The organism is Peptostreptococcus stomatis DSM 17678 (genome assembly GCF_000147675.1).
GTDB classification, from domain to species: Bacteria; Bacillota; Clostridia; order Peptostreptococcales; family Peptostreptococcaceae; genus Peptostreptococcus; species Peptostreptococcus stomatis.
The window spans coordinates 76,647-100,781 of record NZ_ADGQ01000035.1 but is presented as its reverse complement, the minus strand read 5'-3'; the positions used below and the strand labels follow the sequence as shown (position 1 = coordinate 100,781).

The following is a 24,135-nucleotide window of genomic DNA, read 5'->3' as shown; positions in this document are numbered from 1 at the left end:
ATTCATAGTCACCAACCCGATAGTTTAGAGATGGATTTTTCTAACCAACCCGATAATTTATACTATCCTTTTAATCTATTTTAATATTTTCTTTACAGTTTTCTTTAGCACTGGAACAACATCTTGAACAAACCAAGGATTCTTTGCCTGCCATCTAAAATTCAAGGGACTTGGATGAACGATTGGAAAATACTTAGGTAAATACTCATCAAAGCACCTGACTGTTTCTGTAAGATTCTTCTTTGTCCTACCCTTGAGATAGTAATCCATAGAATATTTACCGATAAGAATTGTAAGTTCAATGTTGTTTAGTTCCTTAAGTATAGGTCCATGGTATTCCTGAGCAATAAATTTTCTAGGTGGCAAATCACCTGTTTTAGCCTTGCCAGGATAGTAAAAATCCATTGGAACTATTGCAATTTCTTTAGAATAAAACGTATCTTTATCTATACCCATCCAAGAAATAAGGGTTTCTCCAGATTTATCATTAAATGGAATAAGTGATTCCTCCACCTTTTTTCCAGGTGCCTGACCTACGATTAGAATCCTAGCTTCCTTATCTACTTGAAGTATTGGTGGTATGTTCTTATTTGTATATTCGGTATTTCTTTTGTCTAGTTCAATTTGCTTTATTATACCTTTTAGCGACATAATATAACCTCCGATACTAAAAAACAAATATCTCACCATTAAATAGTGAGGCTTAAATAATATGTAGCTTATAGCTCTATAACCTTGTTCTCGCCCTTTGCTGAGTAAAGTATTACTGTACCAGTCTCAAAGTAGAATGTTGACATTATATCTTCTTCCATTGAGTAAATTGAGCTGATAACATCGATATCAGAATCCATGATAGCAATTCTTGCCTCACGGCTTTCATCTTCAGCTAACCACTTGAAACCTTAGAATAATCAGTAAAATCAATGGCTTTAGATAGTGACTTAACTACTCCCACTCAATAGTACCAGGAGGCTTACTAGTTATATCATACACAACCCTATTAACCCCTTCTACCTCATTGATAATCCTATTAGAGATCCTCTCCAACACATCATAAGGAATCTTGTACCAATCAGACGTCATACCGTCACTTGACGCAACAGCCCTCAATCCAACTAGGTGGGCATATGTTCTTTCGTCACCCATTACGCCTACAGTCATTACGTCTGGTAGTGTAGCGAAGGCCTGCCATATTTCCTTGTATAGACCAGCCTTTCTTAGCTCGTCCATATATACAGCATCAGCCTCTCTTAGGATATCGCACTTTTCCTTAGTTACTTCTCCGATTACCCTGATACCAAGTCCTGGTCCTGGGAATGGGTGTCTAAATATCAGGTTTTCTTCTATGCCTAATTCTAGACCTATCTTTCTAACCTCGTCCTTGAATAGCTCTCTTAGAGGTTCTATTATTTCCTGAAAATCTACATCTTCTGGCAAGCCACCAACATTGTGGTGAGACTTGATTGTTGCAGATTCACCGTTACCAGATTCTACTATGTCTGGATAGATTGTTCCCTGTACCAAGAAGTCCATCTTACCAAGCTTCTGAGATTCTGCCTCAAATACCCTGATGAATTCTTCACCTATAATCTTTCTCTTTGCTTCTGGCTCTGTTACTCCTGCCAGCTTGCCTAGGAACCTGTCTTCTGCATTTACCCTGATTAGGTTCATGCCAAATTTCTGCCTAAAGATTCTCTCAACGTCGTCACCCTCGTTCTTTCTAAGTAGACCGTGGTCAACGAATACGCAAGTCAAATTATCGCCTATAGCCCTATGCATCAAGGCTGCTGCTACTGATGAGTCTACACCACCACTTAGGGCACATAGGGCCTTCTTGTCGCCTACCTTAGCCTTTATTTCTGCTACCTTGTCATCTATAAATGAGCTAGTAGTCCAGTCTCCACTTACCTGACAAATCTTGTATAGGAAGTTTGTAAGGATCTTGTCACCTTCGATTGAATGCTCAACTTCTGGATGGAACTGTACACCGTATAGCTTCTTGTCTACATTGTGCATAGCTGCCACTGGACAGTTCTTTGTAGTTGCTACTACATCAAATCCCTCTGGCACTTCTAGTATATAGTCTGTATGGCTCATCCATACCTGGTTGCTTGATATTCCTTTAAATATTGGTGACTGACCGTATTCTATTACTGTCTTTCCGTATTCTCTAGTCTGGTTGTCACCCTTCTGAACCTTACCGCCTAGTAGGTGGGCCATCAGCTGGTCACCGTAGCATATACCAAGAATTGGTACACCTATTTCAAATATTTCTCTTGAAATCTTTGGTGAATCTTCTAGGTAGGCACTGTTAGGACCTCCTGTGAATATTATACCCTTGGGATTTTTTTCCTCTATCTTTTCAATGCTAGTTGTGTATGGTAGGATTTCACAATATACGTTGTTTTCCCTTACTCTTCTAGCAATTAGCTGGTTGTACTGACCTCCAAAATCAATTACAAGAACTATCTCGTGTTTCATATTTTCTCCCTTCTTATTCCGGCACTAGATTTATCAAATAAATATACGAACAATCTAAGTCCTATTGAAATATTTTTTCGTTTTAATTTTCTTATAATAATTATTATACCATAAATTAGGGGTCTATATCAGCATAATTTCATTAATTATCACCCCTGTATGAAGATAAAAATGGAGGTCACATATCCGCCTACTTGTGGTCTGGATACGCACCTCCATTTGCTTGTCTTATCCTGTTATATACCTGTCTTAGACTACATCATTCCCGGCATTCCACCTGGCATTCCCGGCATATCATCGTCACCTGGTAGGTCTGCTATGGCTGCTTCTGTAGTCAAGAACACACTTGCTATTGATGAGGCATTCTGTAGGGCTGACCTGCTCACCTTAGTCGGGTCTACTATACCGGCCTCTATCATGTTCACATAGTCTTCGTTTAGGGCATCAAAGCCTATCTGAGAATCTGAGTTTATTACATTCTGTATGATTACAGATCCTTCTAGGCCTGCATTAATCGCTATCTGTCTTAGTGGTTCTTCTAGGGCCCTTCTGATTATCTGTGCACCTAGCTTTTCTTCCCCATCTAGTGTTGCTACTAATTTATCAACTGCTGGTATTACGCTTACAAAGGCTGTACCACCACCTGCTACTATACCTTCCTGAACAGCTGCCTTAGTTGCATTTAGGGCATCCTCTATCCTTAGCTTCCTTTCCTTCATCTCTACTTCTGTAGCTGCTCCCACCTTGACAACGGCTACTCCACCTGATAGTTTGGCCAATCTCTCTGCCAATTTTTCCCTATCAAAGTCTGATGTAGAGTCTGCCATCTGCATCTTTATCTGGTTAATCCTGTGGCTTATATCTTCTTTTGATCCTACTCCACCAACTATAGTTGTAGTTTCCTTGTTTACCTTTACTGTCTGGGCCCTTCCTAGCATTTCTAACTGGACATCCTTTAGGTCAAAGCCTAGTTCTGTGGATACGAACCTACCACCAGTCAGGATAGCCAGGTCTTCTAGCATGGCCTTTCTCCTGTCACCAAAGGCTGGGGCCTTGACTGCTACTACATCAAATGTACCCCTTAACTTGTTGACTACTAGGGTAGATAGGGCTTCACCCTCTAGGTCTTCTGCTATGATAAGTAACTTGCCACCATGCTGGACTAGTTCTTCAAGCAATGGTAGTATTTCCTGGATATTTGAAATTTTCTTGTCTGTAATAAGGATGTATGGGTTTTCTAGGACTGCTTCCATCTTTTCTACGTCGTTTACCATATAGGCAGATACAAAGCCCCTGTCAAACTGCATACCCTCTACTGATTCCAATTCTGTAACCATTGACTTTGACTCTTCAATAGTTATTACCCCATCCTTGCCAACTGTCTTCATGGCTTCTGCTATCAGCTTACCTACTTCTTCATCACCGGCTGAGATAGCTCCTACCTGGGCTATTTCTTCTTCTGTATTTATCTCCTTAGAGTTGTGCTTTAATTCTTCTACTGCAATATCTACGGCCTTTTTTATACCCTTCCTAAGCAGGATAGGGTTTGAGCCTGCCGTTACATTCTTTAGGCCTTCCCTGATAATTGCCTGGGCTAGGACTGTAGCTGTAGTAGTACCGTCACCTGCTACATCATTAGTCTTTGTTGCTACTTCCTTGACTAACTGGGCTCCCATATTTTCAAACTTGTCTTCTAGTTCTATTTCCTTGGCTATTGTCACACCGTCATTTGTGATCAGTGGTGCCCCAAACTTCTTGTCTAGTATTACATTCCTACCCTTTGGTCCTAGTGTAACCTTAACAGTGTCTGCTAGCTTGTTTACACCTGCTTCCAAAGAGGCCCTTGCATCTTTTGCAAACTTAATTTCCTTTGCCATTTTAAAACTCCTTCCAAATAAGTATCTATCTTTAGGATATATCCTGTATATTTTTTATATCTTTTTTTATTTTTTAAGCTTTTTTATCTAATTCTATATTTCAAAATAGATACTATACCAATATACCTACTATATCCTCTATCTTTAGGACTATAAATTCATCCTTGTCTATCTTTACTTCTGTTCCGGCGAACTTGTTGTAGATTACCTTGTCGCCTACTTCTACTTCCATCTCTATTTCCTTACCGTCAACTATACCTGAGCCTACAGCTACAACTTCTGCAAACTGGGGTTTTTCCTTGGCAGCACCCGTCAAAATTATTCCACTGGCTGTCTTTTCCTCGGCTTCTACCCTCTTTAAAACAACCCTATCTCCTAATGGTTTTATTCTCATATTAAACACCTCCGCATTTATTTAGCACTCGTTATATACGACTGCTAATAGTATATATCTTTATTCTTAAAAAAAGCTTAAGTTAAAGTAGTGGTGAGAAGAGCCTTGATATTGACTCTGCTAGCCTCACCCACATATTTCTGAGCCTATAGTCTTCCTCCAAAAGTTGGATGGAATCTTCCTGGTCAGCATAAAACTGGTCCGCAATCTTGTTTACATAGTCCCTGTCATAGATAAAGGCATTGACCTCAAAGTTGAGCATGAAACTCCTTAAATCCATGTTGGAAGACCCTATAGATGCCAGGTCATCATCTACCAAGAATACCTTGGAATGGATAAAGCCCTTCTGGTATAGGTAGACCTTGCCACCTGCCTTCATTATCTCTTCAAGGTAGGAGTAGGATGCCACATTTACCAGGTAGTGGTCTATCTTCTGGGGGAAGATAATCCTGACGTCTACACCACTTAGGGCCGCTGTCTTTATGGCCTTTAGGAGGCTCTCATCCGGTATAAAGTATGGGGTCTCGATATATACCCTCTTCTTGGCCTGGCTGATGGCTGCAAAAAAGGCATAATGGATGTCTTCCCACTTGCTGTCAGGTCCTGTACCAACTACCTGGATGGCCGTATCTCCTATAATTTCCATCTTAGGCATATACTTTTCATCATTTAATAGCTCCTTGGTCGTCAGATACCAGTCAATTATAAAGATGAGTTGGAGCATGTGGGTTGCTATCCCCCTTATCCTGATATGGCTGTCCCTCCAGTAACCAAACTTCTTGAACTTGCCCATATATTCGTCGCCTATATTGAGGCCACCCGTATAGCTTATCTTACCGTCAATCACTGCAATCTTCCTGTGGTTCCTGTAGTTTAGCTGGCCACCAAAAATTGGAAACTTGGTCGGCAGGAAGGCTGCACACTTGACCCCGGCCTCTTTTAGTTCTTTTAGGAAGGCCCCTCTTATCTTGAGTCTCCAGCAGGCAAAGTCGTCATACAAGAGCCTGACCTCAACCCCACTTTTTGCCTTTTCTATGAGGATGGCCTGTATTTCCCTGGCTATCTGGCTGTCCTTGACTATAAAGTACTCCAGGTGGATATGGTCCTTGGCTTCCTTCATATCCCTGATTAGGCTAGCAAACTTCTCGTGTCCATCCTTATATATTTCCAGTTCATTGTTGGTAGTATATGGAAACTGGCCTATCTTAAAAAGAAGCCTGACTACCCTCTCCTTGATAGGGCTGACATCATCCCCCATCAGAACCCCGTCTTCCAACATCTTCTGCTGGTTTTTAACTATATTCTTTAGGGCTTCCATACTGTATAGTAGCTGCCTGTGACTCAGCTTACTAGACTGGGCCTTGGCCTTGAATAGTTTTTGTTTTCTGATATTCCTACCAGAAAATACATAAAATACTATACCTACTCCTGGAAAAATCATAAACATCAAGAGCCACAAGAGGGTCTTTGATGGGTCCCTATTATCCAAAAGTATCTCCATTGAAATTATTATCCCAATTAGATAGGACAATAAAATTATTAAAGCTATAACTTTTAATATCATCGCATCCTCCTACCTATATAAACATCTTTTTCTAAAATAGGCCTACTTACCTATTTCTACTTGTCTTTCCTAGTAATATGGCCTACTTTCTTATACCTAGTAGCTTCACATGATATAATAGGCCTACTTACCTATTTCCAGTTCCCTCACATAGTAAAATAGGTACTGCTGGGCAAAACCTGCATCATCACCAAAGAGGTCCATACCAAACTTCCTCATCTTAGGCAGGCTCATGTCCTCTGCCCCGTAAAATTCCTGCATTACCCTCTTTACCCAGACATCTACCGGGAAGGACTGGTACTTTCTCATGCCAAATAGGGCTATACAGTCGGCCACCTTGGCCCCTACACCCTTGAACTTCATAAGCTCCTTGTGGCAGGTATCCTGGTCCATATCCACAAAGGCCTTAAGGTCAATCTTTTCATCTAAGACAGCCCTTGTAGTGTGGTAGATATACTTGTCCCTAAAGCCGGTCTTACAGTCTCTAAGGTCTTCTATGCTTGCCCTGGACAATTCCTCTGGGCTAGGAAAGGCGTAATAGTCCTTGCCCCTATAAGTTCCTATTTTGTGGCCATACCTTTCCGATATATTGTTGATGGCCCTCTGTATCATAGGTATCCTGTTGTTAGAGGATATTATAAAGGAAATCAGCATCTCCCAACCATCCTGCTTTAGGATCCTGATACCAGGCCCAAATTCTACTGCCTTTTTCAGGTTTTCATCATGCTTGGCCAGGTCCTTCTTTAGGGCCCCATAGTCCCTAGCAAGGTCAAAGTATTCATACCATATATTTTCAAAGTCTTCCAGGTTGGTGTTGTCTATATGGATAGAATCACCCTCCTTATTGATATTGATAACCCTATTCATGGCAACCCCCGTATATGACCCGTCTTCCTGCCTTATCCACCTAAAGCATTGGCCACAGTCAAATACATGGGCGGGTTCAAAGTCCTCTATACCCTCTAATATAATCCCATTTTCAACTTCTCTTATCTGCATCTTATCCCTCTCTCCTAAGATTTATTCCAAAGCTACTTTCACTTTATTCCAAATCATATATCAACATACTCCAAGCCTAAGCTTTGTCGACTATAAAGCTTTTATCCTAAATATATCGATTTATTTAAAAAGCAGCCATACATTAGTACAACTGCCCTATTTTGCTACTAGCCATTAAGCCTATCTCTAAATTCATCTGGGCTTAAGACGTCTTCAATTTTTGCATTGACCTCTACAACCTTTAGGCCTGTCATGCTCATTACCTGTTCTTCAATTATTTCCTTAAGCTTCGTGTAGATATCCCTGGCATTCTTGCCAAATTCTAACCACAATCTCAGGTCAACTGCAACTTCAGTTTCACCAACTTCAACATTTATACCACTGCTTTCATTTCCCCTGCCTACTATACCTGAAAAGGCACTGTTACTCTTGACAGTAGTGATACCCTCCTGGCCCTTTATAGCCATGGCAACTATCTTGGCTATTACCTGTTCTTCAAATACCAACTTGCTATTGTGCTGGATTTCTGTATTATTATCCTTGTATTCCATCTTTACACCTCTCTATTAAACTTTTTGCACTCCTATACCGTATAAGTACCTAAATAACTTTTACCCTATAGCTACTTGAATTTCCTAACTATGGTCTCAAAAACACCTACAACAAATGGGTTCTGGTCAAATAACTGACCGATTATATTTGCTACAAATACTACCAGACATATTACAAGTGTCTTTAAGAAACCAATCCATAAAAATAAAATCGCTATTATAATTCCAACTATGGTAGCTACAACTGTATTTGGTTTGTCCTTGTAGGCTGCTAGTAGGATTCCCTCTAGCTTTTCTGTAAGAGTTTTTTTCTTGACATTGTCAATTAGTGGCTTTCTCTTTTCACCACTTGGTTTTTCTGACCCTTCCTGGCCATAGTCACCCTCTTCATAGGCTTGAGAATAAGCATTTTCAGGCTCTTCCTTTTTTACCTGGTTAGAAGTGCTGTCTTCAAATATTATCCTGGCTTTTACAGGCTCAGTCTTAGCAGCTGCCTCCTTGACAGGTTCATTCTGACTATCAAATATATCGTCTATATCTTCTATGTGGTAATTTTCATCTATCATTTCGGCACCCCCTTACTTAACCCTTTTAACCTTGCCCCTAATCTCAGATCCAGTATTGGATTTCTTAGGAGCCTTCTTAGGCTTGTTGTCCTTCTTCTTTTTTTCTACATCGTAGAATTTAATATTTATTTGATCTACCCTCTGGCCGATAAAATTTTCAACTGCCTTGTGTAGTTCTTCTTGAATCATATTAGTTAGGCCTGTCATACCTATAGCCTGGTCCTGGCTAGCATTATCAACCACTGGTGCAAGATCTGTATCATGGCTACCTACCTGGCTAGCATCTAAGTCTACCTGGTCATCAACAAGCCTTTCTTCTGTAAAGTAGCTTGCCTGCATATATTTTGCATAGTCAAGTCCACACTTTATATTTATTTTCACATCTGGATTTCCATCATTCTTGTTTCTGGCCTTGACGCTTATATCCACCTGGTCTATTTCTTCAATCTGGCCTGCAGCGTGTCTGATAGTCCTTTCTATAGACTTGTCAGATATTCTGATACTGCCCTCATCTTCAAACAGGTCTATATAACTATCATATGACTTTTTAAACAAGGTATATACTGCCCTTAGGCATGTCACTCCTAGTACTAGGACTAGGCCTATATTTACAAGCATAGTGTAGCCAGCATTATCCCTGACGGCATCTACAAGAGTCTTCATAAACTCTAAATCAAAGGCCATGGAGTACAGGACTACTAGTAGACATACTAGGATCAAGAAGTATATTAAATTTATTATTTTTCTAAAAGTAGACATATCATTTCTCCTAAATATTATATCAATATTTACATATAAGTTCACAATTCTAGTTTAGCACATAAAGGGCATAAAAAAAAGATATTTAAGATAATATAGGGAAATATATTTACAATTAATACATTTCCCTAAACTTAAATAAGATTTTCCCCTTATTTTCCACTTATTAACTTATATATTTTTTCTGCCTTTTTATTCTTATCACCACTGATATAGACCAGCTTATTTTTGAGTTTAACCCTCACAAGTGGCCTCTTGGCACTGTTGATATAGAGATCTAGCCTTCCAGACTTCTTCCCCCTAAACCTTCCTATACCAATTTCTCCCATACTTATTCCGTTGGTCCTTATATAGGAGTCATCTTCCAAATCATCAACCAGGTCCAGGTCTAGGATATCTGACCTCTTAAATTCAGTCTTATACATACCTGACTTCACACTTATCTGATTATTGTTAGCCTTTACTATTACATTCTTATCAATAGGAACCAGGCATATCGCAAAAGTTCCCAGGATTACCAATAGGAGAACTATGTTTATTACTATGGCTGACTTCTTGGCCATATTAAATTCCTGGTTCATTGTGTTTAACCTGCTAGGTACAAAAATTCTTTTGTCGTTTGGGTTGGAGTACCAGCCCTTTCTCCAGTAATAGTCATCATCCATATATTCAATATTTTTAGCCTGGCTAAGTATGTCATCCTTCTTGGTATTGACTATCTTGGCTACAAAGGCCACAACTATACTTGATATAACCAGGCCTCCTATGTAAATGCCAAAGTCTATCTCATACAACCAGGCATTTTTAGACAACCTATAAAGTATATAGGTATTTGTCAAGAATACCATTATATCCCCTATCAGGCAGGCCCTGGACCAGTATAGCTTGTCTACCCTGTTGGCCATGTAGTTAATTTTGCTGTCCTCGCAGTATACCTGGTTTTTTCTATCCCCGTAAATTATATGGGTAAAAAGGAAGGATAAGGACATGACTAGCCCAATGGCTAAAATTATCAGACCAATGAACCTAAAGTCCTGGTAGTCAGCAGGGACCATACCCTTGGCCACAGCCTTAAATATCTTTCCCCCTATTAGGCCATCTATCAACAAATGTGTATATACAAGCATAAAAGGTAGGTGGACAAGTGGATGTATTTTAATTTTATCAACCATGCTAGATACCCTGGTATCTACCTTTACCAGGCTAGAGCCCTTTGTCAACCAGCCCCTGTCCTCCTTTAGCCTGTACATATCCCTCATGCAAAATACGGAAATATACTGGTAGTAGCCTATTATAAAGACAAGCCAGGTCATATATAGTACAATGAATAAACTAACATCAAGCCAGATTATTGCCAGGGTAAGAAAAGAACCCACAATCAAAACCAGCTTAAAAATATTCAACCTCTTCTTGTATTTTTCAAGCAGGGCTACCAGGTCTGGGTTCTCCAGCTTGTCACGGTCTACATGCATACCTAAAACCATACCATTTTTATATTCCAAAATCTTACCTAGGACCATCCAAAATACCAGGCAGATGATAAGATTAGAAATTCCAATTACCACTAATAACAATATATTCATATTCAACACTCCTTATTATCTAAAGTTCTTAGAAAATACCTATAATAATCTAAATTTCTTGGCAAATCCCAAGAGTTACTTAAAGCTCTTGGCAGGGCTCAAGACCTGCAAATACCCTCTCACACAGCTTCAAAAAATCTTCCTTGTCCATACCCTTGACACTAGCCTCGGCCATCAATAGGGTCAAGTCTGACTCCAGCTTTTCCTCAAAATCCTTATCCATTCTTTGGCTTTTAGATACAAAGGCACCAGACCTCCTGTCTATCTCTATAAAGCCCTCTGTCTTCAAGATCTGGTAGGTCTTGTTGACAGTCATGGTGTTGATGCCAGCATCCTTGGCCATCTGCCTAACAGTTGGCAGGCTTTCACCTGGCTTCAATTCACCCCTACCTATGCCCAGGACTATCTGGTTTCTTAGCTGGACATAAATAGGAATACTGGATGATGTATCTAAAGAAATAATCATATAAGTTCCTCCTATCCCAAATTACAAGTTACTGTTGTATTATTATATAAGTCTAATTTGTATTACAATATATAATACTTAGTTTGTATTATTCATTATAATACAAACTATACTATAATTCAAACCCCTTTTACTATCTTTCCAGCTTCTTTTTAGGTCTACTTATAATCTCCTTACAAAAAAACGCCATACCTATGACCTTATAGTCATAAATATAGCGCCCTATTCTCCATCCTTATTTTATCTTCTTGACCATATATTAATTCTGTGGTGAATAGACCTCAATATGTTCTGGTAAAATCTTAATATCTACCGGCAGCTTGTCGCATTCATCTCCATCTATATCTGTTCCCAGAGGGATGTCAGAAGATATACTTATCTCTTTTGCTTGAAGATATTCAATTTTATTATTCTCAACCAATTCACCCTTTAACAGGTCAGGAATTAGGGATACCTTGGAAATAATAGATGCCTCTTTCAAAATTAGAATATTGGCATAACCTACCCTATTCTGTTCAAATATTTTTCTATCCCCTATAAAATTCGATAGCAAAACAATCACGTGACTAGCATCGCCATCATACTGACCATTTTCAGTCTTTATATGAATCTTAAAGGTTTCATCATTTATCACAGACTTGACACTTCTAACCGCATAGGCTAAAAATCCATACTTTGTTTTTTCCTCTATCTCTACATTGTGAATAGCTTCGGGTATAGATCCTATACTAAAAACATATCCGAAAAACTTATCATTACATTTTCCAATATCAATTTTATTGGTTGAATCAAAGTCTATTTCTTCTATTGCCTTATCAATATCCTGGCTGATTCCAAGGAATTTAGTTATCAAATTGCCTGTGCCTCCTGGAATAATAGCCAGTTTAGGAATATAGTCCCTTTCAGCAAGTCCTGATATAACTTCATTTACTGTGCCATCACCACCAAAGGCAAATACGGCCTCATATCCTTCTTCTGATGCCTGCCTTGCAAATTCAGTGGCATCCTTGGCTTTCTTAGTTATTTTAGTTTCAACATGGTCAAAATATTGACCTGCTTTTCTTTCAAGTTTTCCCTTGTAAGTCAAGGCCTTTTCTCCACCTGATGTCGGATTTATAATCAGCAAAGCTTTTTTCATAATAACCTCATTTCCTTATATATAATTGCAAAATTTACTCAAAAATAACTGAATTATTTTCAAAAGCCTTGATCATGGCCTGGCTATATACATCATAACCCTGGTCCCTGAATAACTTTCCACCATCCTGGAAAGTTTTTTCTATGGCTATACCAATTCCTGCCACCTCTGCTCCTGCCTGGTCACATAAGGAAACAAGTCCCTTCAGAGCCTGACCCGTAGCCAGGAAGTCATCTATTATCAAGACCTTGTCACCTGGTGACAAGAAGTTCCTATCGACCTTTATATCGTATTCCTTCTTCTTTGTATAGGACACTACCTTACTAGTATAGGCATCTTCTGACAAGGTAAGAGAGGCTGATTTTTTAGCAAAAACCAGGGGAACCTTGAAGTATGTAGCTGCAGCAAAGGCTATCGCTATACCTGACACCTCCAGTGTAAGTATCCTGGTAATGCCCTTGTCCTTAAAATGCTCATAATAGTCCTTGCCCATTTCCATAAAGAGGTCTGCATCTATCTGGTGGTTTAAGAAGTTATCAACCTTCAATATATTGCCATCAAGGACCCTGCCCCTTTTTAATATCATATCTTCTAATAGTTTCATTATATTCCTCCTGTCCCTTAGGACACACCTTATTTCTGTCCCTCTAGGACCTATATATCCTGTCCTTTAAGGACTTACTTTTTCCTCCTGTCAACCAAGACAATATTTAGTATCAAGGCTGCCAGAGTACCTGTTGAAATACCAGATGATAGGATCATCTTTAGGGCATTTGGCAGACCCTGTAATATTTCAGGCTTTACTGTTACACCTATACCTAGGGCAAAGGCAACAGATATTATCAATAATTCACGGTCTCCCAAGTCAATTGAAGCTAGGGTCTTTATACCCTGGGCTGCAACCAGGCCAAACATAATTACGCCAACACCACCCAATACTGGTGATGGCATTACAGCAATTAGGGCGCTCAACTTTGGAAATACACCTAGTATGGTTAATATTATACCAGCAATTATCATTACGTGTCTACTTGCAACCTTAGTAAGGGTGATTAGGCCTACATTTTGTGAAAATGCTGTATTTGGACCTGCCCCAAATAGGCCTGATATCATTGAACCCACACCATCACATAGGACACCGGCAGCTGCCCTGTCACTAGATATTTTTTCATGGGAAGCTTCACCAATCGCCATCATTATACCGACTGTACCTATAGTAGAAACCACATAGGCTGGTACAAATGAAAGGGTAGAAGCCATATCAAAATGGAAGCCATAACGTAAAATATTTGGTATTGCTATCCAGTCTGCATTTGCTACAGATGTCAGGTCAACCATACCCATTGGTATACATACTATATAACCAAAGACCATACCTATAAATACTGCTGCTGTTGATAACATACCCCTGCCAAAGTGGTTTAAAAACAAAGTAAATAACATAATCACAAAGGCAACAGATATATTTTTTATAGACCCGTAGTCGGCGGCACCTACACCACCTGCTGCCCAGTCTATACTAACCGGCAATAGGGTAATACCTATCAGGGATACAACCGTACCTGTAATCAGTGGTGGGAAAAACTTCATAAGTGGCTTGATAAACCTACTCAAGATTATTTCCACAAAGGAACCCGTGATTGTAGCCGTTATTATACCAGCTATACCAAACTTGGCACCAACACTGATAGATGGATTTACAAAGGTAAAATCGGTACCCATCATACCTGAAACCCTTGAACCTATAGGTCCTAGACCCTTTGACTGTAGTATTGTTGTGATACCAGATGCAAAGATAGTAGCCCCTACCATTAGGGTAGTTTGCTCAACACTTAGCTTCAAGGCTGCACAAACAACAAGGGGTACGGCTATTATACCTGCAAAGGCTGCTAGTATATGCTGTAGGGCCAGTAGTATAGATACACCCATTGGTGGCACTGACTCTATCGAATACTTGAGTTCATCCCTCTTAGTGGACTGGCTTGCCTGGTCCATGTTCACATTCATTTCTTTCATTTTTCCTCCTAAAATACTAATAAATTTGATAATTTCATAAAATAAAAACAGACCCCTACTCAAAAGATATTGAGTCAGAAGTCTTCCAATTCCAACTCATAGACTATAGTTTAGGGCTATAGGTAGAAACACCTCACCATATTAGAGGCTTATATGAGTATCTATGTTTTTATAATTAACTATTATATCGAAAAAGACGAAGATTGTCACCACCTTGGAGAAATATTATTCATTATGGTGGGAAATTTTATTTGTAATTTATAAAATAAAGACAACATCTATAACTATAAGTATCTTACAGATGTTGTCTCATAAATTGATAAATTATTCAATGGGATTACTTTTCTATAAAGAAGCTGATTTCTGCTTCTACGCACAGGTCCTGACCACAGTAGATCTTACCTGCCCCACTTCCAAAATTTCTTCTCATCTTAGTTATTTCCACATGTATATCCAGCCTGTCTCCAGGTACTACCTCTCTCCTAAACTTGGCATTCTTGATACCTGAGAAAAAGGCCAGCTTGCCCTTGTTTTCTTCCATAGATAGGATGGAAACTGCTCCTGCTTGGGCCATGGCCTCTACAAGCAAGACACCCGGCATTACATTGTGTTCTGGGAAGTGTCCGGTAAACCAGGGTTCTGATGCCGTGATACACTTTATGGCATGAACGCTCTTGCCTACTTCCATCTCCTCTACCCTGTCTATCAACAAAAATGGGTACCTATGTGGTATTATTTCCTTTATTTCTTCTATATTCAACATATTTCCACCTACTCGCTATACTTTTTAAATAGGAGGCTTGAGTTATGTCCACCAAAACCTAGTGAGTTTGATATGGCATATGGGACCTCCTGGTACCTGGTAGCACCTCCTACATAGTCTAGGTCACATTCCTCATCAGCCACCTTGTAGTTAAGGGTCTGGGGAACAAATCCATCCCTGACTGCATAGGCACATACAAGTGCTTCAATTGCCCCTGCTGCCCCTAGCATATGACCTGTCATAGACTTAGTAGAAGAAACGCAAAGGTTCTTGGCATGGTCACCAAAGGCCTTCTTTATAGCCTTGGTTTCTATGGCATCATTCATAGGTGTACTAGTTCCATGGGCATTTATATAGGCAAGCTTTTCAGGCTCTACATCAGCCTCTTCAAGGGCCAATAGCATAGACATCTTGGCTCCTTCACCCTCTGGATCTGGGGCTGTAATATGGTAGGCATCACTAGTCTGGCCATAACCAACTATTTCACATATTATATTGGCCTTTCTAGCCAGGGCTGATTCTAGGGATTCTAGTAGAAGAACTCCTGCACCCTCACCCATTACAAAGCCTGACCTCTCCTTGTCAAAAGGTATAGAGGCCCTATTTACATCCTGGGAAACAGTTAGGGCTGACATGGCCTCAAAGCCTGACACTCCTAGCTCACAAATAGATGCTTCACAGCCACCTGCAAATATTGCATCCTGGTAGCCATCCTTTATCAACCTAAAGGCACTTCCTATAGAGTCTGTTGCTGTTGCACACGCCGTTACGCTGGATGTACACACACCCCTGGTACCAAGCTTTATTGATACATGGGCAGATGCCATATTTATTATGGCCTTTGGTATAAAGTGGGAAGATACCTTCCTAGGTCCCTTTTCCAGGTACTTGGCATAGGTATCCTGTATAGTCACTAGACCACCAATTCCACTACCTATAACCACTCCTGTCCTGAACCTGTTTTCATCATTTATTTCAAAACCACTAGACTCATAGGCCTGCTTAGCTGCAGCCATGGCATACTGGACAAACTTGTCCTTTTTCTTGTGGCCATCTATATCAAAGTCCTTGGGATCAAAGTCCTTAACCTCTGCTGCCAGCTTTACCTTATTCTGGCCTACATCTATTCCTTCAATGAGACTAATCCCGTTTTTTCCGTCTTTTATATTTTCTATAAAGGTATCTACAGAATTTCCTAGGGCGCTGACTACACCAGCCCCTGTAATAACTACCCTTCTACTCATAAAAAACTTGTTCTCCTTTCAACCTATATTGATGATAAACCACCATCAACACTGATAACCTGCCCTGTGATATACGAGCCTGTTTCTCCTGCTAAGAAGCCTACTACATTGCCTATATCTTCAGGCTGTCCTATACGCTTAAGTGGTACGGCCTTGATCATTCCTTCCCTTATCTGGTCTGGAATTGCGTCTGTCATATCAGTCTTTATCAGGCCTGGGGCAACTGCATTTACAGTGATCCCATAGGCACCTAATTCAGCTGCCAAGGACCTTGTAAAGCCTATTACTCCCGCCTTTGATGCAGAATAGTTTACCTGGCCTATATTACCTACCAGGCCTGCTAGTGATGATATATTTATTATACGGCCTGACTTTTGCTTTGACATCTTCCTTGCCACCTGCTTTGAGCAGTTAAATATACCCTTTAGATTGGTATCTATGACCTGGTCAAAGTCATCTTCCTTCATCCTGGAAAACAGCTTGTCCCTAGTTATACCTGCATTATTTACCAGGACATCTATCCTTCCATATTCTTCATATATCTTGTCAAAGGCATCCTCAACTTCCTGGAAGTTCTTTACATCAAACTTTACTGAAAATACCTCCAAGCCCTTTTCTGTCATCTCATCGACTATGGCCTTGGCCTTTTCATCTGAACTTACATAACTAAATCCAACCTTGAAACCGTCAGAGGCTAGTTTTTCAACTATGGCCTTGCCAATACCCCTAGATGCACCTGTTACAAAGGCTACTTTTTTTATATCATTCATTTTAAATCCTCCAAATCTATACCCTCTATATCGGATATATTTTGTATGTTAATGACCCTTACATCCTTGTTTATCTTCTTTACAAAGCCACTTAGGGACTTGCCTGGCCCTATTTCTATAAAGACCTGACAACCATCTGCAATCATATTTTCGACACAGTCTATAAACCTGACTGGTGAACACATCTGGTCCTTAAGATTTTCTACTATAGAGTCCACCTGCTTGTAGTTCTTTCCAGACAAGTTGGTATAAACATCCATGCCAGGTTCCCTGTAGTCTATCTTGGCCAAGTGGTCATCTGCAAATTCTTGGGCTGCCTGGCTTAAGATTTGTGTATGGAAGGGACCTTCAACATTTAGTCTCATATACCTCTTTATCTTGGCCTCCTTGCATTTTTCTTCAAACCTGTCAAGGGCCTCAAATTCTCCACCTACCACAATTTGGCCTGGTGAATTTAAGTTGCATACAGCTAGTACATTGTCCTCTTTTGCCTGGTCTACAAGGTCTTGAATAGTTTCTAGACTAGTCTTCATAACTGCTACCATAGACCCCTTGCCTCCAGCTCCTTGCCCCATGATAAGCCCCCTGTTTTTTACCAGGTCAATTCCCTCATCAAGGGAAAATACTCCTGCTGCACACAAGGCTGTATACTCGCCCAAGCTCAAACCTAGACTGGCTGATACACTTATGTCATTTGGATCTAAAACCCTGTCTTTAAGTTCTTGATATAGGCTAAGGCTATTTAAGAATATGGCCACCTGACCATACCTGGTCTTTGATAATTGATCAAGGCTGGCTTCCTCAACTACCGAATATGTATGGTCATCCAGAATTTCCTTGGCCCTCTTATATACCGGACTAGCTATCAAGTCCCTGCCCATGCCCTCGTACTGGGACCCCTGGCCAGGAAATAGTATTGCTATCTTTTTACTCATTCTTAACCTATCCTTTCACTATCTAAATCGACTTCACAAACCCAACTAGGTACCTGTATTCAGATACGACCTATATTCTGATACAAGCTGTATCCTCATAAAAGTCCTAGACTCTTTATATGCTAGTAGCATATTATCCTCAAATACTAGTTGGGATAAGAACCGAATTAAATATTCAGTCCCTTGACTACTTCTTCATAGCCCTTCATCAAGTCTTCTATAATATCCTTGCAAGATTCTTTCTTATTAACCAGGCCTGCTATCTGGCCTGCCATAACTGACCCATTGTCAACATCACCTTCAACTACTGCCTTTCTTAAGGCACCAGCTCCAAAGGCCTCCAATTCTGCCTGGTCTGCCCTGGCATCTTCCATGGCCTTGAACTTCTTGGCAAACTTGTTCTTGATTACCCTGACAGGGTGACCTGTAGAATTGCCAGTTGTCAAAGTAGAAGTATCCTTGGCCTTTAAGACCTTTTCCTTGTAAGGTTCACTGACATTACATTCATCAGCCACCAAAAATCTAGTACCAACCTGGATACCACTGGCTCCTAGGCACATAGCTGCAGCAAATCCCCTGCCATCAGCTATACCACCTGCTGCTATGACAGGTAGGGATACAGCATCCACTATCTGGGGGATTAGGGACATAGTGTTAGTCACACCTACGTGACCTCCTGCCTCAGCCCCCTCTGCTATCATGGCTACGACACCGTCATTTCTTTCCATCCTTATAGCCTGGGCTACAGATGGCACTACGGGTATTATCTTGACCCCGTGTTCATTTAGCTTGCTAAAGTACTTGCCTGGATTACCTGCTCCAGTTACTACTATCTTTACACCCTCTTCGATTACGGCATCTACCACCTCATCTATAAAGGGGCTGAGTAACATAAGATTTAGGGCAAAGGGCTTGTCTGTAAGTCCCTTTATCTTCCTAATTTCATTGACAACCCAGTCTTTGGGTGCATTACCTGCTGCTATGATGCCTAGGCCACCTGCATTTGATACGGCAGCTGCCAATTCAGCATCTGATACCCAAGCCATGCCCCCCTGAAAAATAGGGTAGTCTATGCCCAACAAAGTACATATTTCCTTGTTTTTCATGGCTCTTACTTTACCTTTTCTATATATTCAGCTATCTTCTGAGGAGTTCTCAATTCCTCTATAGCCTCGTCCTCTACTTCTATATCGAATTCATCTTCTATTTCTGTCATTATGTCCATTACATCTAGTGAATCTGCTTCCAGATCTTCCTGGATATCACTGTCATCCTTAATATCTTCTAGTTCTATATCTAACTGGTCTGCTAATATTTCCTTAATCTTTGTTATCATTTTTATAATCTCCTTTTTAATACATTTTTTTATATTTTTGATATCATTTGATATCATATTTTATGACTTTTTTACTTCTATTTCTCTTCTTATATTTGTTTTCTCTATTTCTTTTGTTCTACTTTTTCTATATATTTCTATCTACTGTTTGATGCCTATTTTGATTTCCTATCAACTTTTTATTGGTCTTATTTTTTCTTATCTTCAACAAGAAACCACCATAGCTCAAACCACCACCGAAGGCTACTGAAAGTATCCTTTTGCCATCCATCTGGTCGACATTCCTAGCTGCCAATACATCTTCAACGACCTCGTTTAAGGCTAGAGGTATGCTGGCTGCTGATGTATTTCCATACTTATCCAGGTTTACAAACCACTTGGACTCAGGTATTTGACTCTTGATAGCCAGGGTTTCTATTATCCTCTTGTTGGCCTGGTGAGGAACTATCAGTTCTATATCATCTTTAGATAGGCCCTTGTCCCCTAATAGCCTGTCAATCACCTTGACACCCACATCTGTAGCAAACTTGTATATCTGTCTACCATTCATTCCTATATATGGGTACTTCTTTTCATCCAGGCTAAATCTTGAGTCAAGAGTAAGGTACCTATTGCTATCAAATTTACCAGCCAGGTAGTCTCCTTCTATTTCCAGCTTGTAGTCCAGACTAGAAGTAACCTCTGGGTCTGCAAGGTCTGAGTTTTCTAGTATGGCACAACCTGCACCATCACCAAACAAGATACAAGTACCCCTGTCCGACCAATTGACAAACTTAGATAACCTTTCAGCCCCTATTATCATGGCATAGGCTATATTCATGTCAGCCATGATAGACCTGGCAACTGCCATACTGTAGACAAAACCGCTACAGGCAGCATTTAGGTCAAAGCAGATTGGGTTTCCCTTAAGACCCAAGTTACCAGCCACTGTGAAAGATGATGCTGGTGTCTTGGTATCAGAACTAACAGTGGCAAGGATAACCAGACCGATCTTAGACCTGTCTATGTTTAATTTTTTCAGGGCAGACTCACCAGCCCTGGCAGCCATTTCTTCAGTAGTAATATCATCACAGATATGCCTGGTCTTGATGCCTGTCCTCTCCTGTATCCACTCGTCATTTGTATCTACAATTTTGGCAAAATATTCATTGTCTAATATCTTTTCTCCAGCATAACTTCCAGTAGAAATTATGTTAATTGTCATTTTTTCCTCCATATTCTCTGATGAAAAACGCATTGATATTCTTTAGGGCCTGGATTAAGGCTGGTTCTTCCTCTAGCTTCAGGTCCACCATCAAGTGGTCAATCATCTCATCATGAAAATTTCTATGAATTTTTTCAGCTAAAACACCCCTTCTAGTCAGGCTACACACGACAATTCTCCTGTCTCTCGAGTCTCTCTCCCTTACTACATAACCCTTCTTTTCTAACTTGGTCATGGCTATAGTCAGGGTTCCCATTGTAACTTCCAATATATCGGCTATTTCAGACATCATCTTCCTATTACCTATTCCGATGGCCTCTATTACATGAATCTCTGTTATTGACAGGTCTTTGATCCCCCTATCTTTTAGAGATTTCTCTTCTATTGTCAATATATTCTTAAATAGTTCAACTATTATACCGTTTATAACCTTACGACTATCTTCGTAGTTTTTATTTTTCTTATCCAAATTCTTATCCTCCTAAAATCTTTCTATACTTATCATATCTTTTTTTAAGAGTTTTTTCTATAGAAACAGAATAGGATTTATCTAAAAAATTCAATATTTCATTTTTTAAATTATATATCTCTCCACCATCTTCTTTTATGATCTTTTCTACAAATCCATCCTCCATTAGGTCGTAGCTAGTCAACCTCATCAGCTCTGCAGCCTCATCCTTTTTACTAGGTTCCTTCCATAAAATACTGGAGAATCCTTCAGGTGACAGTATAGAGTAGACACTCTTTTCCAGCATCCAAATTTCATCTGTTACACTTAGGGCCAGGGCTCCACCACTACCCCCTTCGCCTATAATTATGGCTAGGCTTGGCACTTTCAATGATGAAAACCTGCATATACAATTGGCGATTGAGCTTGCCTGCCCCCTCTCCTCTGCCTCAATTCCACATCCAGCACCTGGAGTGTCAATCAGGGTTATCAGGGGTAGCTTAAACTTTTCAGCATATTCAGCCAACCTCAAAACCTTCCTATAACCTTCTGGATTTGGCATACCAAAATTCCTGTCCTTTTGCTGGCCAATTATCATGACAGAATAGGGACCTAGGCTTCCTATGCCACCTACAATACTATCATCATCAGCAAAGAGCCTGTCTCCATGCATCTCAACAAAGGGATCGCAGAGGTACTTAATGTAGTCATAGGACTTTTTCCTCTGAGGGTCTCTCGAGGCACGAACCATATCCATTGCCTTTGTCATCTTCTCACCCCCCTAGACTTATTGACATTTGTGTGTATTTCTAATATATCTCCCAGCCTGTCTCGCATTTCCTCCCTAGACAGAATCATATCAAGTAGGCCGTGGTCTAGAAGAAACTCTGCACTCTGAAAACCTGGAGGTAACTCTGTCCCCGTCACCTGCTTGATAACTCTAGGACCTGCAAAGCCAATCAAGGCATTCTTCTCACCTATGATAATATCACCTAGACTGGCAAAGCTGGCACTGACACCCCCTGTAGTAGGGTTGGTCATTATAGATATATATAGTAGGCCTTTTTCCTTGTGCCTTGCTATGGCCTGGGAAGTCTTTGCCATCTGCATTAAAGAGAACATACCCTCCTGCATCCTGGCCCCACCTGAAGCCGAAAATACTAGTAGGGGTAGCTTCTTCTTTATAGATAGCTCAACTGTCTTTGTAATCTTTTCACCTACAGTAGTTCCCATACTACCCATCAGGTAGTCTGTATCCATAACTGCTATGGCCACCTTTATGTTCTTGATGCTGGCTATACCACAGACAACCCCCTCATCAAGTTCATACTTCCTTCTTAAGCTTAACTGCTTTTCCTTGTATTTTGGAAATTTAAGCGGGTCTCTTATCTTTTTTTCCCTGAAGTACTCCACAAAACTGCCTTCATCAACCAAACTGGCTATCCTCTCCCAGGCAGTCATATTGAAGTACTTACCACAGTGAGGGCATAGCTTGTTTACATGGTCCATATCATCTATGAAGAAAAGGGATTCACACTTGGGACACTTGATTACACAGTCCGGTTGAATATCAACTTTTTTAACTGGCCTATAGCTTTTGTTTTTAAAGTGATCTAGTATCATCTATACTCCTCTCCAAATATGATGTATCATATTTATTTTCTATAAATACCGGGTCATTTATCAATTTTAGGTTAAAACCTATATTGGTCTTGACCCCCTCAACTACAAATTCCTCCAAGGCCCTATTCATTATCTTAATAGCTTCTGCCCTGTTTTTACCATAGGATATTACCTTTGCCAACATGGAATCATAAAAAGGCAGGACCTCATAGCCCTGGTATATGGCACTATCAACCCTGACCCCATATCCACCCGGCATATTTAAGGCCTGAATCTTGCCCACGCTAGGCAGGAAGTTGTTGTCAGAATCGTAGGCATTAATCCTACATTCTATGGCATGCCCCCTAATAAGAATATCCTCTTGCTTGTAGGCCAACCTCTCTCCACAGGCAATCAAGACCTGGTCCCTAACTATATCTATGCCGGTAATCATCTCGGTAATCGGGTGTTCCACCTGAATCCTGGTATTCATTTCCATGAAGTAGTAAGACCCGTCCTGGTCCAAGAGGTACTCTATAGTACCTACACTGGTATATGAAACAGACTTGGCAGCCCTTATAGATGTCTCATAGAGCTGGTTCAATATAGCATGGTCTACCCCTTCTGGTGGGGCCTCTTCTATAACCTTTTGGTGGTTCATCTGCAAGGAACAATCCCTTGCCCCCAGGTGTATTATATTTCCATGCTCATCAGCCATCAGCTGGACCTCTATATGGCGTGGGGACTTTATAAACTTTTCTATATATACTCCCGAGTCACCAAAGGCATTTTGGGCTTCCTTCCTCGCAGAATCAAACTGCCTCTTAAGGTCATCCATATCCTCTACCAGCCTCATGCCCTTACCACCTCCGCCAGACCTGGCCTTGATGATAACAGGTAGGCCTAGTCTTTCAAGGACCTCCTTGGCCTCTTCCAGGTTTTCAACAACCCCATCGGATCCTTCAACCACTGGGACTCCAGCCTCCTTCATCATTTTCTTGGAAACTTCCTTGTCACCCATCATGGCCATAACCCTGCTAGTCGGACCTATAAACTTTATATTATAGACCTCGCACATCCTGGCAAAACCGGGATTTTCTGATAGAAAGCCAAAACCTGGATGGATAGCATCTGCCCCAGTCACAAGGGCTGCGTTTATTATTTGTATCTTATTTAAGTAGCTGTCCTTGACGCTGGCAGGCCCTATACAAATGGCCTCATCAGCTATGGTTGCATGGAGAGAGTTCTTGTCTGCATTTGAAAAAATTGCCACACTCTTTATCCCCATGTCCTTTAGGGTCCTGATTATCCTTACTGCAATCTCACCCCTGTTGGCTACTAAAACTTTCTTGATAGGTCTAAGCCCTTCTCTAGCCGGTTTAAAAGACCTAGCCACATCTAATTCCCTTTCTTTAGGTCTAGACATGTATTCACCTCCA

The 24,135-nt window shown here is 40.4% G+C and carries 26 protein-coding genes and 1 riboswitch; all 26 genes read right to left on the bottom strand.

Features of this window, described 5'->3' with window-relative positions:
- Positions 1-75: 75 nt before the first annotated feature.
- The 26 genes from HMPREF0634_RS03640 to accC all read right to left on the bottom strand — a co-directional run bounded on the left by HMPREF0634_RS03640 (position 76) and on the right by accC (position 24,122).
- A complete protein-coding gene (locus HMPREF0634_RS03640; protein WP_007788953.1) occupies positions 76-651 on the bottom strand; it encodes a uracil-DNA glycosylase family protein in 576 nt (191 codons plus the stop codon).
- Positions 652-719: 68 nt separating this feature from the next.
- Positions 720-851, bottom strand: a complete 132-nt coding sequence (locus tag HMPREF0634_RS10045; protein WP_276324346.1) for a hypothetical protein — start codon at positions 849-851, stop codon at positions 720-722.
- Between the two features lie 94 nt (positions 852-945).
- Complete coding sequence (gene guaA / locus HMPREF0634_RS03635) at positions 946-2,481, bottom strand: glutamine-hydrolyzing GMP synthase (RefSeq protein WP_007789015.1); 1,536 nt, start codon at positions 2,479-2,481, stop codon at positions 946-948.
- Positions 2,482-2,735: 254 nt separating this feature from the next.
- Complete coding sequence (gene groL / locus HMPREF0634_RS03630; protein ID WP_007789053.1) at positions 2,736-4,358, bottom strand: chaperonin GroEL; 1,623 nt, start codon at positions 4,356-4,358, stop codon at positions 2,736-2,738.
- Positions 4,359-4,470: 112 nt separating this feature from the next.
- A complete protein-coding gene (locus tag HMPREF0634_RS03625; RefSeq protein ID WP_007789003.1) occupies positions 4,471-4,752 on the bottom strand; it encodes a co-chaperone GroES in 282 nt (93 codons plus the stop codon).
- Positions 4,753-4,834: 82 nt separating this feature from the next.
- The gene (cls, locus tag HMPREF0634_RS03620; RefSeq protein ID WP_007789068.1) at positions 4,835-6,316 is read right to left on the bottom strand and encodes a cardiolipin synthase; all 1,482 of its coding nucleotides are present in this window, start codon (positions 6,314-6,316) and stop codon (positions 4,835-4,837) included.
- A 123-nt stretch (positions 6,317-6,439) separates the two neighbouring features.
- Positions 6,440-7,315 carry a DNA-3-methyladenine glycosylase family protein gene (locus HMPREF0634_RS03615; protein ID WP_007789041.1) on the bottom strand — a complete coding sequence of 292 codons (876 nt, stop codon included), beginning with the start codon at positions 7,313-7,315 and terminating at the stop codon, positions 6,440-6,442.
- Between the two features lie 167 nt (positions 7,316-7,482).
- Positions 7,483-7,866 carry an Asp23/Gls24 family envelope stress response protein gene (locus HMPREF0634_RS03610; protein WP_007789065.1) on the bottom strand — a complete coding sequence of 128 codons (384 nt, stop codon included), beginning with the start codon at positions 7,864-7,866 and terminating at the stop codon, positions 7,483-7,485.
- A gap of 71 nt (positions 7,867-7,937) precedes the next feature.
- Positions 7,938-8,432 (bottom strand): DUF2273 domain-containing protein, encoded by a 495-nt coding sequence (locus tag HMPREF0634_RS09345; protein WP_050786346.1) that lies wholly within the window; start codon positions 8,430-8,432, stop codon positions 7,938-7,940.
- 12 nt (positions 8,433-8,444) lie between these two features.
- Positions 8,445-9,191 carry an alkaline shock response membrane anchor protein AmaP gene (amaP, locus tag HMPREF0634_RS03600; RefSeq protein WP_040565704.1) on the bottom strand — a complete coding sequence of 249 codons (747 nt, stop codon included), beginning with the start codon at positions 9,189-9,191 and terminating at the stop codon, positions 8,445-8,447.
- Between the two features lie 152 nt (positions 9,192-9,343).
- Positions 9,344-10,774, bottom strand: coding sequence for a PH domain-containing protein (locus HMPREF0634_RS03595; RefSeq protein WP_050786345.1), 1,431 nt, complete (start codon positions 10,772-10,774; stop codon positions 9,344-9,346).
- A gap of 79 nt (positions 10,775-10,853) precedes the next feature.
- Positions 10,854-11,240, bottom strand: coding sequence for a GntR family transcriptional regulator (locus HMPREF0634_RS03590; protein WP_007789112.1), 387 nt, complete (start codon positions 11,238-11,240; stop codon positions 10,854-10,856).
- 259 nt (positions 11,241-11,499) lie between these two features.
- The gene (locus tag HMPREF0634_RS03585) at positions 11,500-12,378 is read right to left on the bottom strand and encodes a diacylglycerol/lipid kinase family protein (protein ID WP_007789058.1); all 879 of its coding nucleotides are present in this window, start codon (positions 12,376-12,378) and stop codon (positions 11,500-11,502) included.
- A 34-nt stretch (positions 12,379-12,412) separates the two neighbouring features.
- Positions 12,413-12,982: a xanthine phosphoribosyltransferase gene (locus HMPREF0634_RS03580; RefSeq protein ID WP_007789072.1), complete on the bottom strand. Its 570-nt coding sequence runs from the start codon at positions 12,980-12,982 to the stop codon at positions 12,413-12,415.
- Between the two features lie 74 nt (positions 12,983-13,056).
- Positions 13,057-14,394 carry a nucleobase:cation symporter-2 family protein gene (locus HMPREF0634_RS03575; protein WP_007789011.1) on the bottom strand — a complete coding sequence of 446 codons (1,338 nt, stop codon included), beginning with the start codon at positions 14,392-14,394 and terminating at the stop codon, positions 13,057-13,059.
- Between the two features lie 79 nt (positions 14,395-14,473).
- Positions 14,474-14,571: riboswitch (purine riboswitch) on the bottom strand.
- A 160-nt stretch (positions 14,572-14,731) separates the two neighbouring features.
- Positions 14,732-15,157: a 3-hydroxyacyl-ACP dehydratase FabZ gene (fabZ, locus tag HMPREF0634_RS03570; protein ID WP_007789116.1), complete on the bottom strand. Its 426-nt coding sequence runs from the start codon at positions 15,155-15,157 to the stop codon at positions 14,732-14,734.
- Between the two features lie 8 nt (positions 15,158-15,165).
- A complete protein-coding gene (gene fabF, locus HMPREF0634_RS03565; protein WP_007788978.1) occupies positions 15,166-16,401 on the bottom strand; it encodes a beta-ketoacyl-ACP synthase II in 1,236 nt (411 codons plus the stop codon).
- 23 nt (positions 16,402-16,424) lie between these two features.
- Positions 16,425-17,171 carry a 3-oxoacyl-[acyl-carrier-protein] reductase gene (gene fabG, locus HMPREF0634_RS03560; protein WP_007788958.1) on the bottom strand — a complete coding sequence of 249 codons (747 nt, stop codon included), beginning with the start codon at positions 17,169-17,171 and terminating at the stop codon, positions 16,425-16,427.
- Positions 17,168-18,106, bottom strand: a complete 939-nt coding sequence (locus tag HMPREF0634_RS03555) for an ACP S-malonyltransferase (RefSeq protein ID WP_007788991.1) — start codon at positions 18,104-18,106, stop codon at positions 17,168-17,170. The genes fabG and HMPREF0634_RS03555 overlap by 4 nt, the downstream gene beginning before the upstream one ends.
- 167 nt (positions 18,107-18,273) lie before the next feature.
- The gene (gene fabK, locus HMPREF0634_RS03550; protein ID WP_007789093.1) at positions 18,274-19,212 is read right to left on the bottom strand and encodes an enoyl-[acyl-carrier-protein] reductase FabK; all 939 of its coding nucleotides are present in this window, start codon (positions 19,210-19,212) and stop codon (positions 18,274-18,276) included.
- 5 nt (positions 19,213-19,217) lie between these two features.
- A complete protein-coding gene (locus HMPREF0634_RS03545) occupies positions 19,218-19,442 on the bottom strand; it encodes an acyl carrier protein (protein WP_007789060.1) in 225 nt (74 codons plus the stop codon).
- Between the two features lie 127 nt (positions 19,443-19,569).
- Entirely contained in the window at positions 19,570-20,646 is a 1,077-nt protein-coding gene (locus HMPREF0634_RS03540) for a beta-ketoacyl-ACP synthase III (protein WP_007789074.1), read from the bottom strand.
- Complete coding sequence (locus HMPREF0634_RS03535; RefSeq protein WP_007788956.1) at positions 20,636-21,115, bottom strand: MarR family winged helix-turn-helix transcriptional regulator; 480 nt, start codon at positions 21,113-21,115, stop codon at positions 20,636-20,638. Before HMPREF0634_RS03535 ends, HMPREF0634_RS03540 begins: the two co-directional genes overlap by 11 nt.
- A 4-nt stretch (positions 21,116-21,119) precedes the next feature.
- The gene (locus HMPREF0634_RS03530; protein ID WP_007788990.1) at positions 21,120-21,863 is read right to left on the bottom strand and encodes an acetyl-CoA carboxylase carboxyltransferase subunit alpha; all 744 of its coding nucleotides are present in this window, start codon (positions 21,861-21,863) and stop codon (positions 21,120-21,122) included.
- A complete protein-coding gene (accD, locus tag HMPREF0634_RS03525; protein ID WP_007788952.1) occupies positions 21,860-22,717 on the bottom strand; it encodes an acetyl-CoA carboxylase, carboxyltransferase subunit beta in 858 nt (285 codons plus the stop codon). Before accD ends, HMPREF0634_RS03530 begins: the two co-directional genes overlap by 4 nt.
- A complete protein-coding gene (gene accC, locus HMPREF0634_RS03520; RefSeq protein WP_007788942.1) occupies positions 22,698-24,122 on the bottom strand; it encodes an acetyl-CoA carboxylase biotin carboxylase subunit in 1,425 nt (474 codons plus the stop codon). Before accC ends, accD begins: the two co-directional genes overlap by 20 nt.
- Positions 24,123-24,135: the final 13 nt, after the last annotated feature.

Bases quoted from the DNA above. Each gene is read 5' to 3' on its own strand.
- HMPREF0634_RS03640 (WP_007788953.1), bottom strand. From the start codon at position 651: ATGTCGCTAAAAGGTATAATAAAGCAAATTGAACTAGACAAAAGAAAT.
- HMPREF0634_RS10045 (WP_276324346.1), bottom strand. From the start codon at position 851: ATGGATTCTGATATCGATGTTATCAGCTCAATTTACTCAATGGAAGAA.
- guaA (WP_007789015.1), bottom strand. From the start codon at position 2,481: ATGAAACACGAGATAGTTCTTGTAATTGATTTTGGAGGTCAGTACAAC.
- groL (WP_007789053.1), bottom strand. From the start codon at position 4,358: ATGGCAAAGGAAATTAAGTTTGCAAAAGATGCAAGGGCCTCTTTGGAA.
- HMPREF0634_RS03625 (WP_007789003.1), bottom strand. From the start codon at position 4,752: ATGAGAATAAAACCATTAGGAGATAGGGTTGTTTTAAAGAGGGTAGAA.
- cls (WP_007789068.1), bottom strand. From the start codon at position 6,316: ATGATATTAAAAGTTATAGCTTTAATAATTTTATTGTCCTATCTAATT.
- HMPREF0634_RS03615 (WP_007789041.1), bottom strand. From the start codon at position 7,315: ATGCAGATAAGAGAAGTTGAAAATGGGATTATATTAGAGGGTATAGAG.
- HMPREF0634_RS03610 (WP_007789065.1), bottom strand. From the start codon at position 7,866: ATGGAATACAAGGATAATAATACAGAAATCCAGCACAATAGCAAGTTG.
- HMPREF0634_RS09345 (WP_050786346.1), bottom strand. From the start codon at position 8,432: ATGATAGATGAAAATTACCACATAGAAGATATAGACGATATATTTGAT.
- amaP (WP_040565704.1), bottom strand. From the start codon at position 9,191: ATGTCTACTTTTAGAAAAATAATAAATTTAATATACTTCTTGATCCTA.
- HMPREF0634_RS03595 (WP_050786345.1), bottom strand. From the start codon at position 10,774: ATGAATATATTGTTATTAGTGGTAATTGGAATTTCTAATCTTATCATC.
- HMPREF0634_RS03590 (WP_007789112.1), bottom strand. From the start codon at position 11,240: ATGATTATTTCTTTAGATACATCATCCAGTATTCCTATTTATGTCCAG.
- HMPREF0634_RS03585 (WP_007789058.1), bottom strand. From the start codon at position 12,378: ATGAAAAAAGCTTTGCTGATTATAAATCCGACATCAGGTGGAGAAAAG.
- HMPREF0634_RS03580 (WP_007789072.1), bottom strand. From the start codon at position 12,982: ATGAAACTATTAGAAGATATGATATTAAAAAGGGGCAGGGTCCTTGAT.
- HMPREF0634_RS03575 (WP_007789011.1), bottom strand. From the start codon at position 14,394: ATGAAAGAAATGAATGTGAACATGGACCAGGCAAGCCAGTCCACTAAG.
- fabZ (WP_007789116.1), bottom strand. From the start codon at position 15,157: ATGTTGAATATAGAAGAAATAAAGGAAATAATACCACATAGGTACCCA.
- fabF (WP_007788978.1), bottom strand. From the start codon at position 16,401: ATGAGTAGAAGGGTAGTTATTACAGGGGCTGGTGTAGTCAGCGCCCTA.
- fabG (WP_007788958.1), bottom strand. From the start codon at position 17,171: ATGAATGATATAAAAAAAGTAGCCTTTGTAACAGGTGCATCTAGGGGT.
- HMPREF0634_RS03555 (WP_007788991.1), bottom strand. From the start codon at position 18,106: ATGAGTAAAAAGATAGCAATACTATTTCCTGGCCAGGGGTCCCAGTAC.
- fabK (WP_007789093.1), bottom strand. From the start codon at position 19,212: ATGAAAAACAAGGAAATATGTACTTTGTTGGGCATAGACTACCCTATT.
- HMPREF0634_RS03545 (WP_007789060.1), bottom strand. From the start codon at position 19,442: ATGATAACAAAGATTAAGGAAATATTAGCAGACCAGTTAGATATAGAA.
- HMPREF0634_RS03540 (WP_007789074.1), bottom strand. From the start codon at position 20,646: ATGACAATTAACATAATTTCTACTGGAAGTTATGCTGGAGAAAAGATA.
- HMPREF0634_RS03530 (WP_007788990.1), bottom strand. From the start codon at position 21,863: ATGACAAAGGCAATGGATATGGTTCGTGCCTCGAGAGACCCTCAGAGG.
- accD (WP_007788952.1), bottom strand. From the start codon at position 22,717: ATGATACTAGATCACTTTAAAAACAAAAGCTATAGGCCAGTTAAAAAA.
- accC (WP_007788942.1), bottom strand. From the start codon at position 24,122: ATGTCTAGACCTAAAGAAAGGGAATTAGATGTGGCTAGGTCTTTTAAA.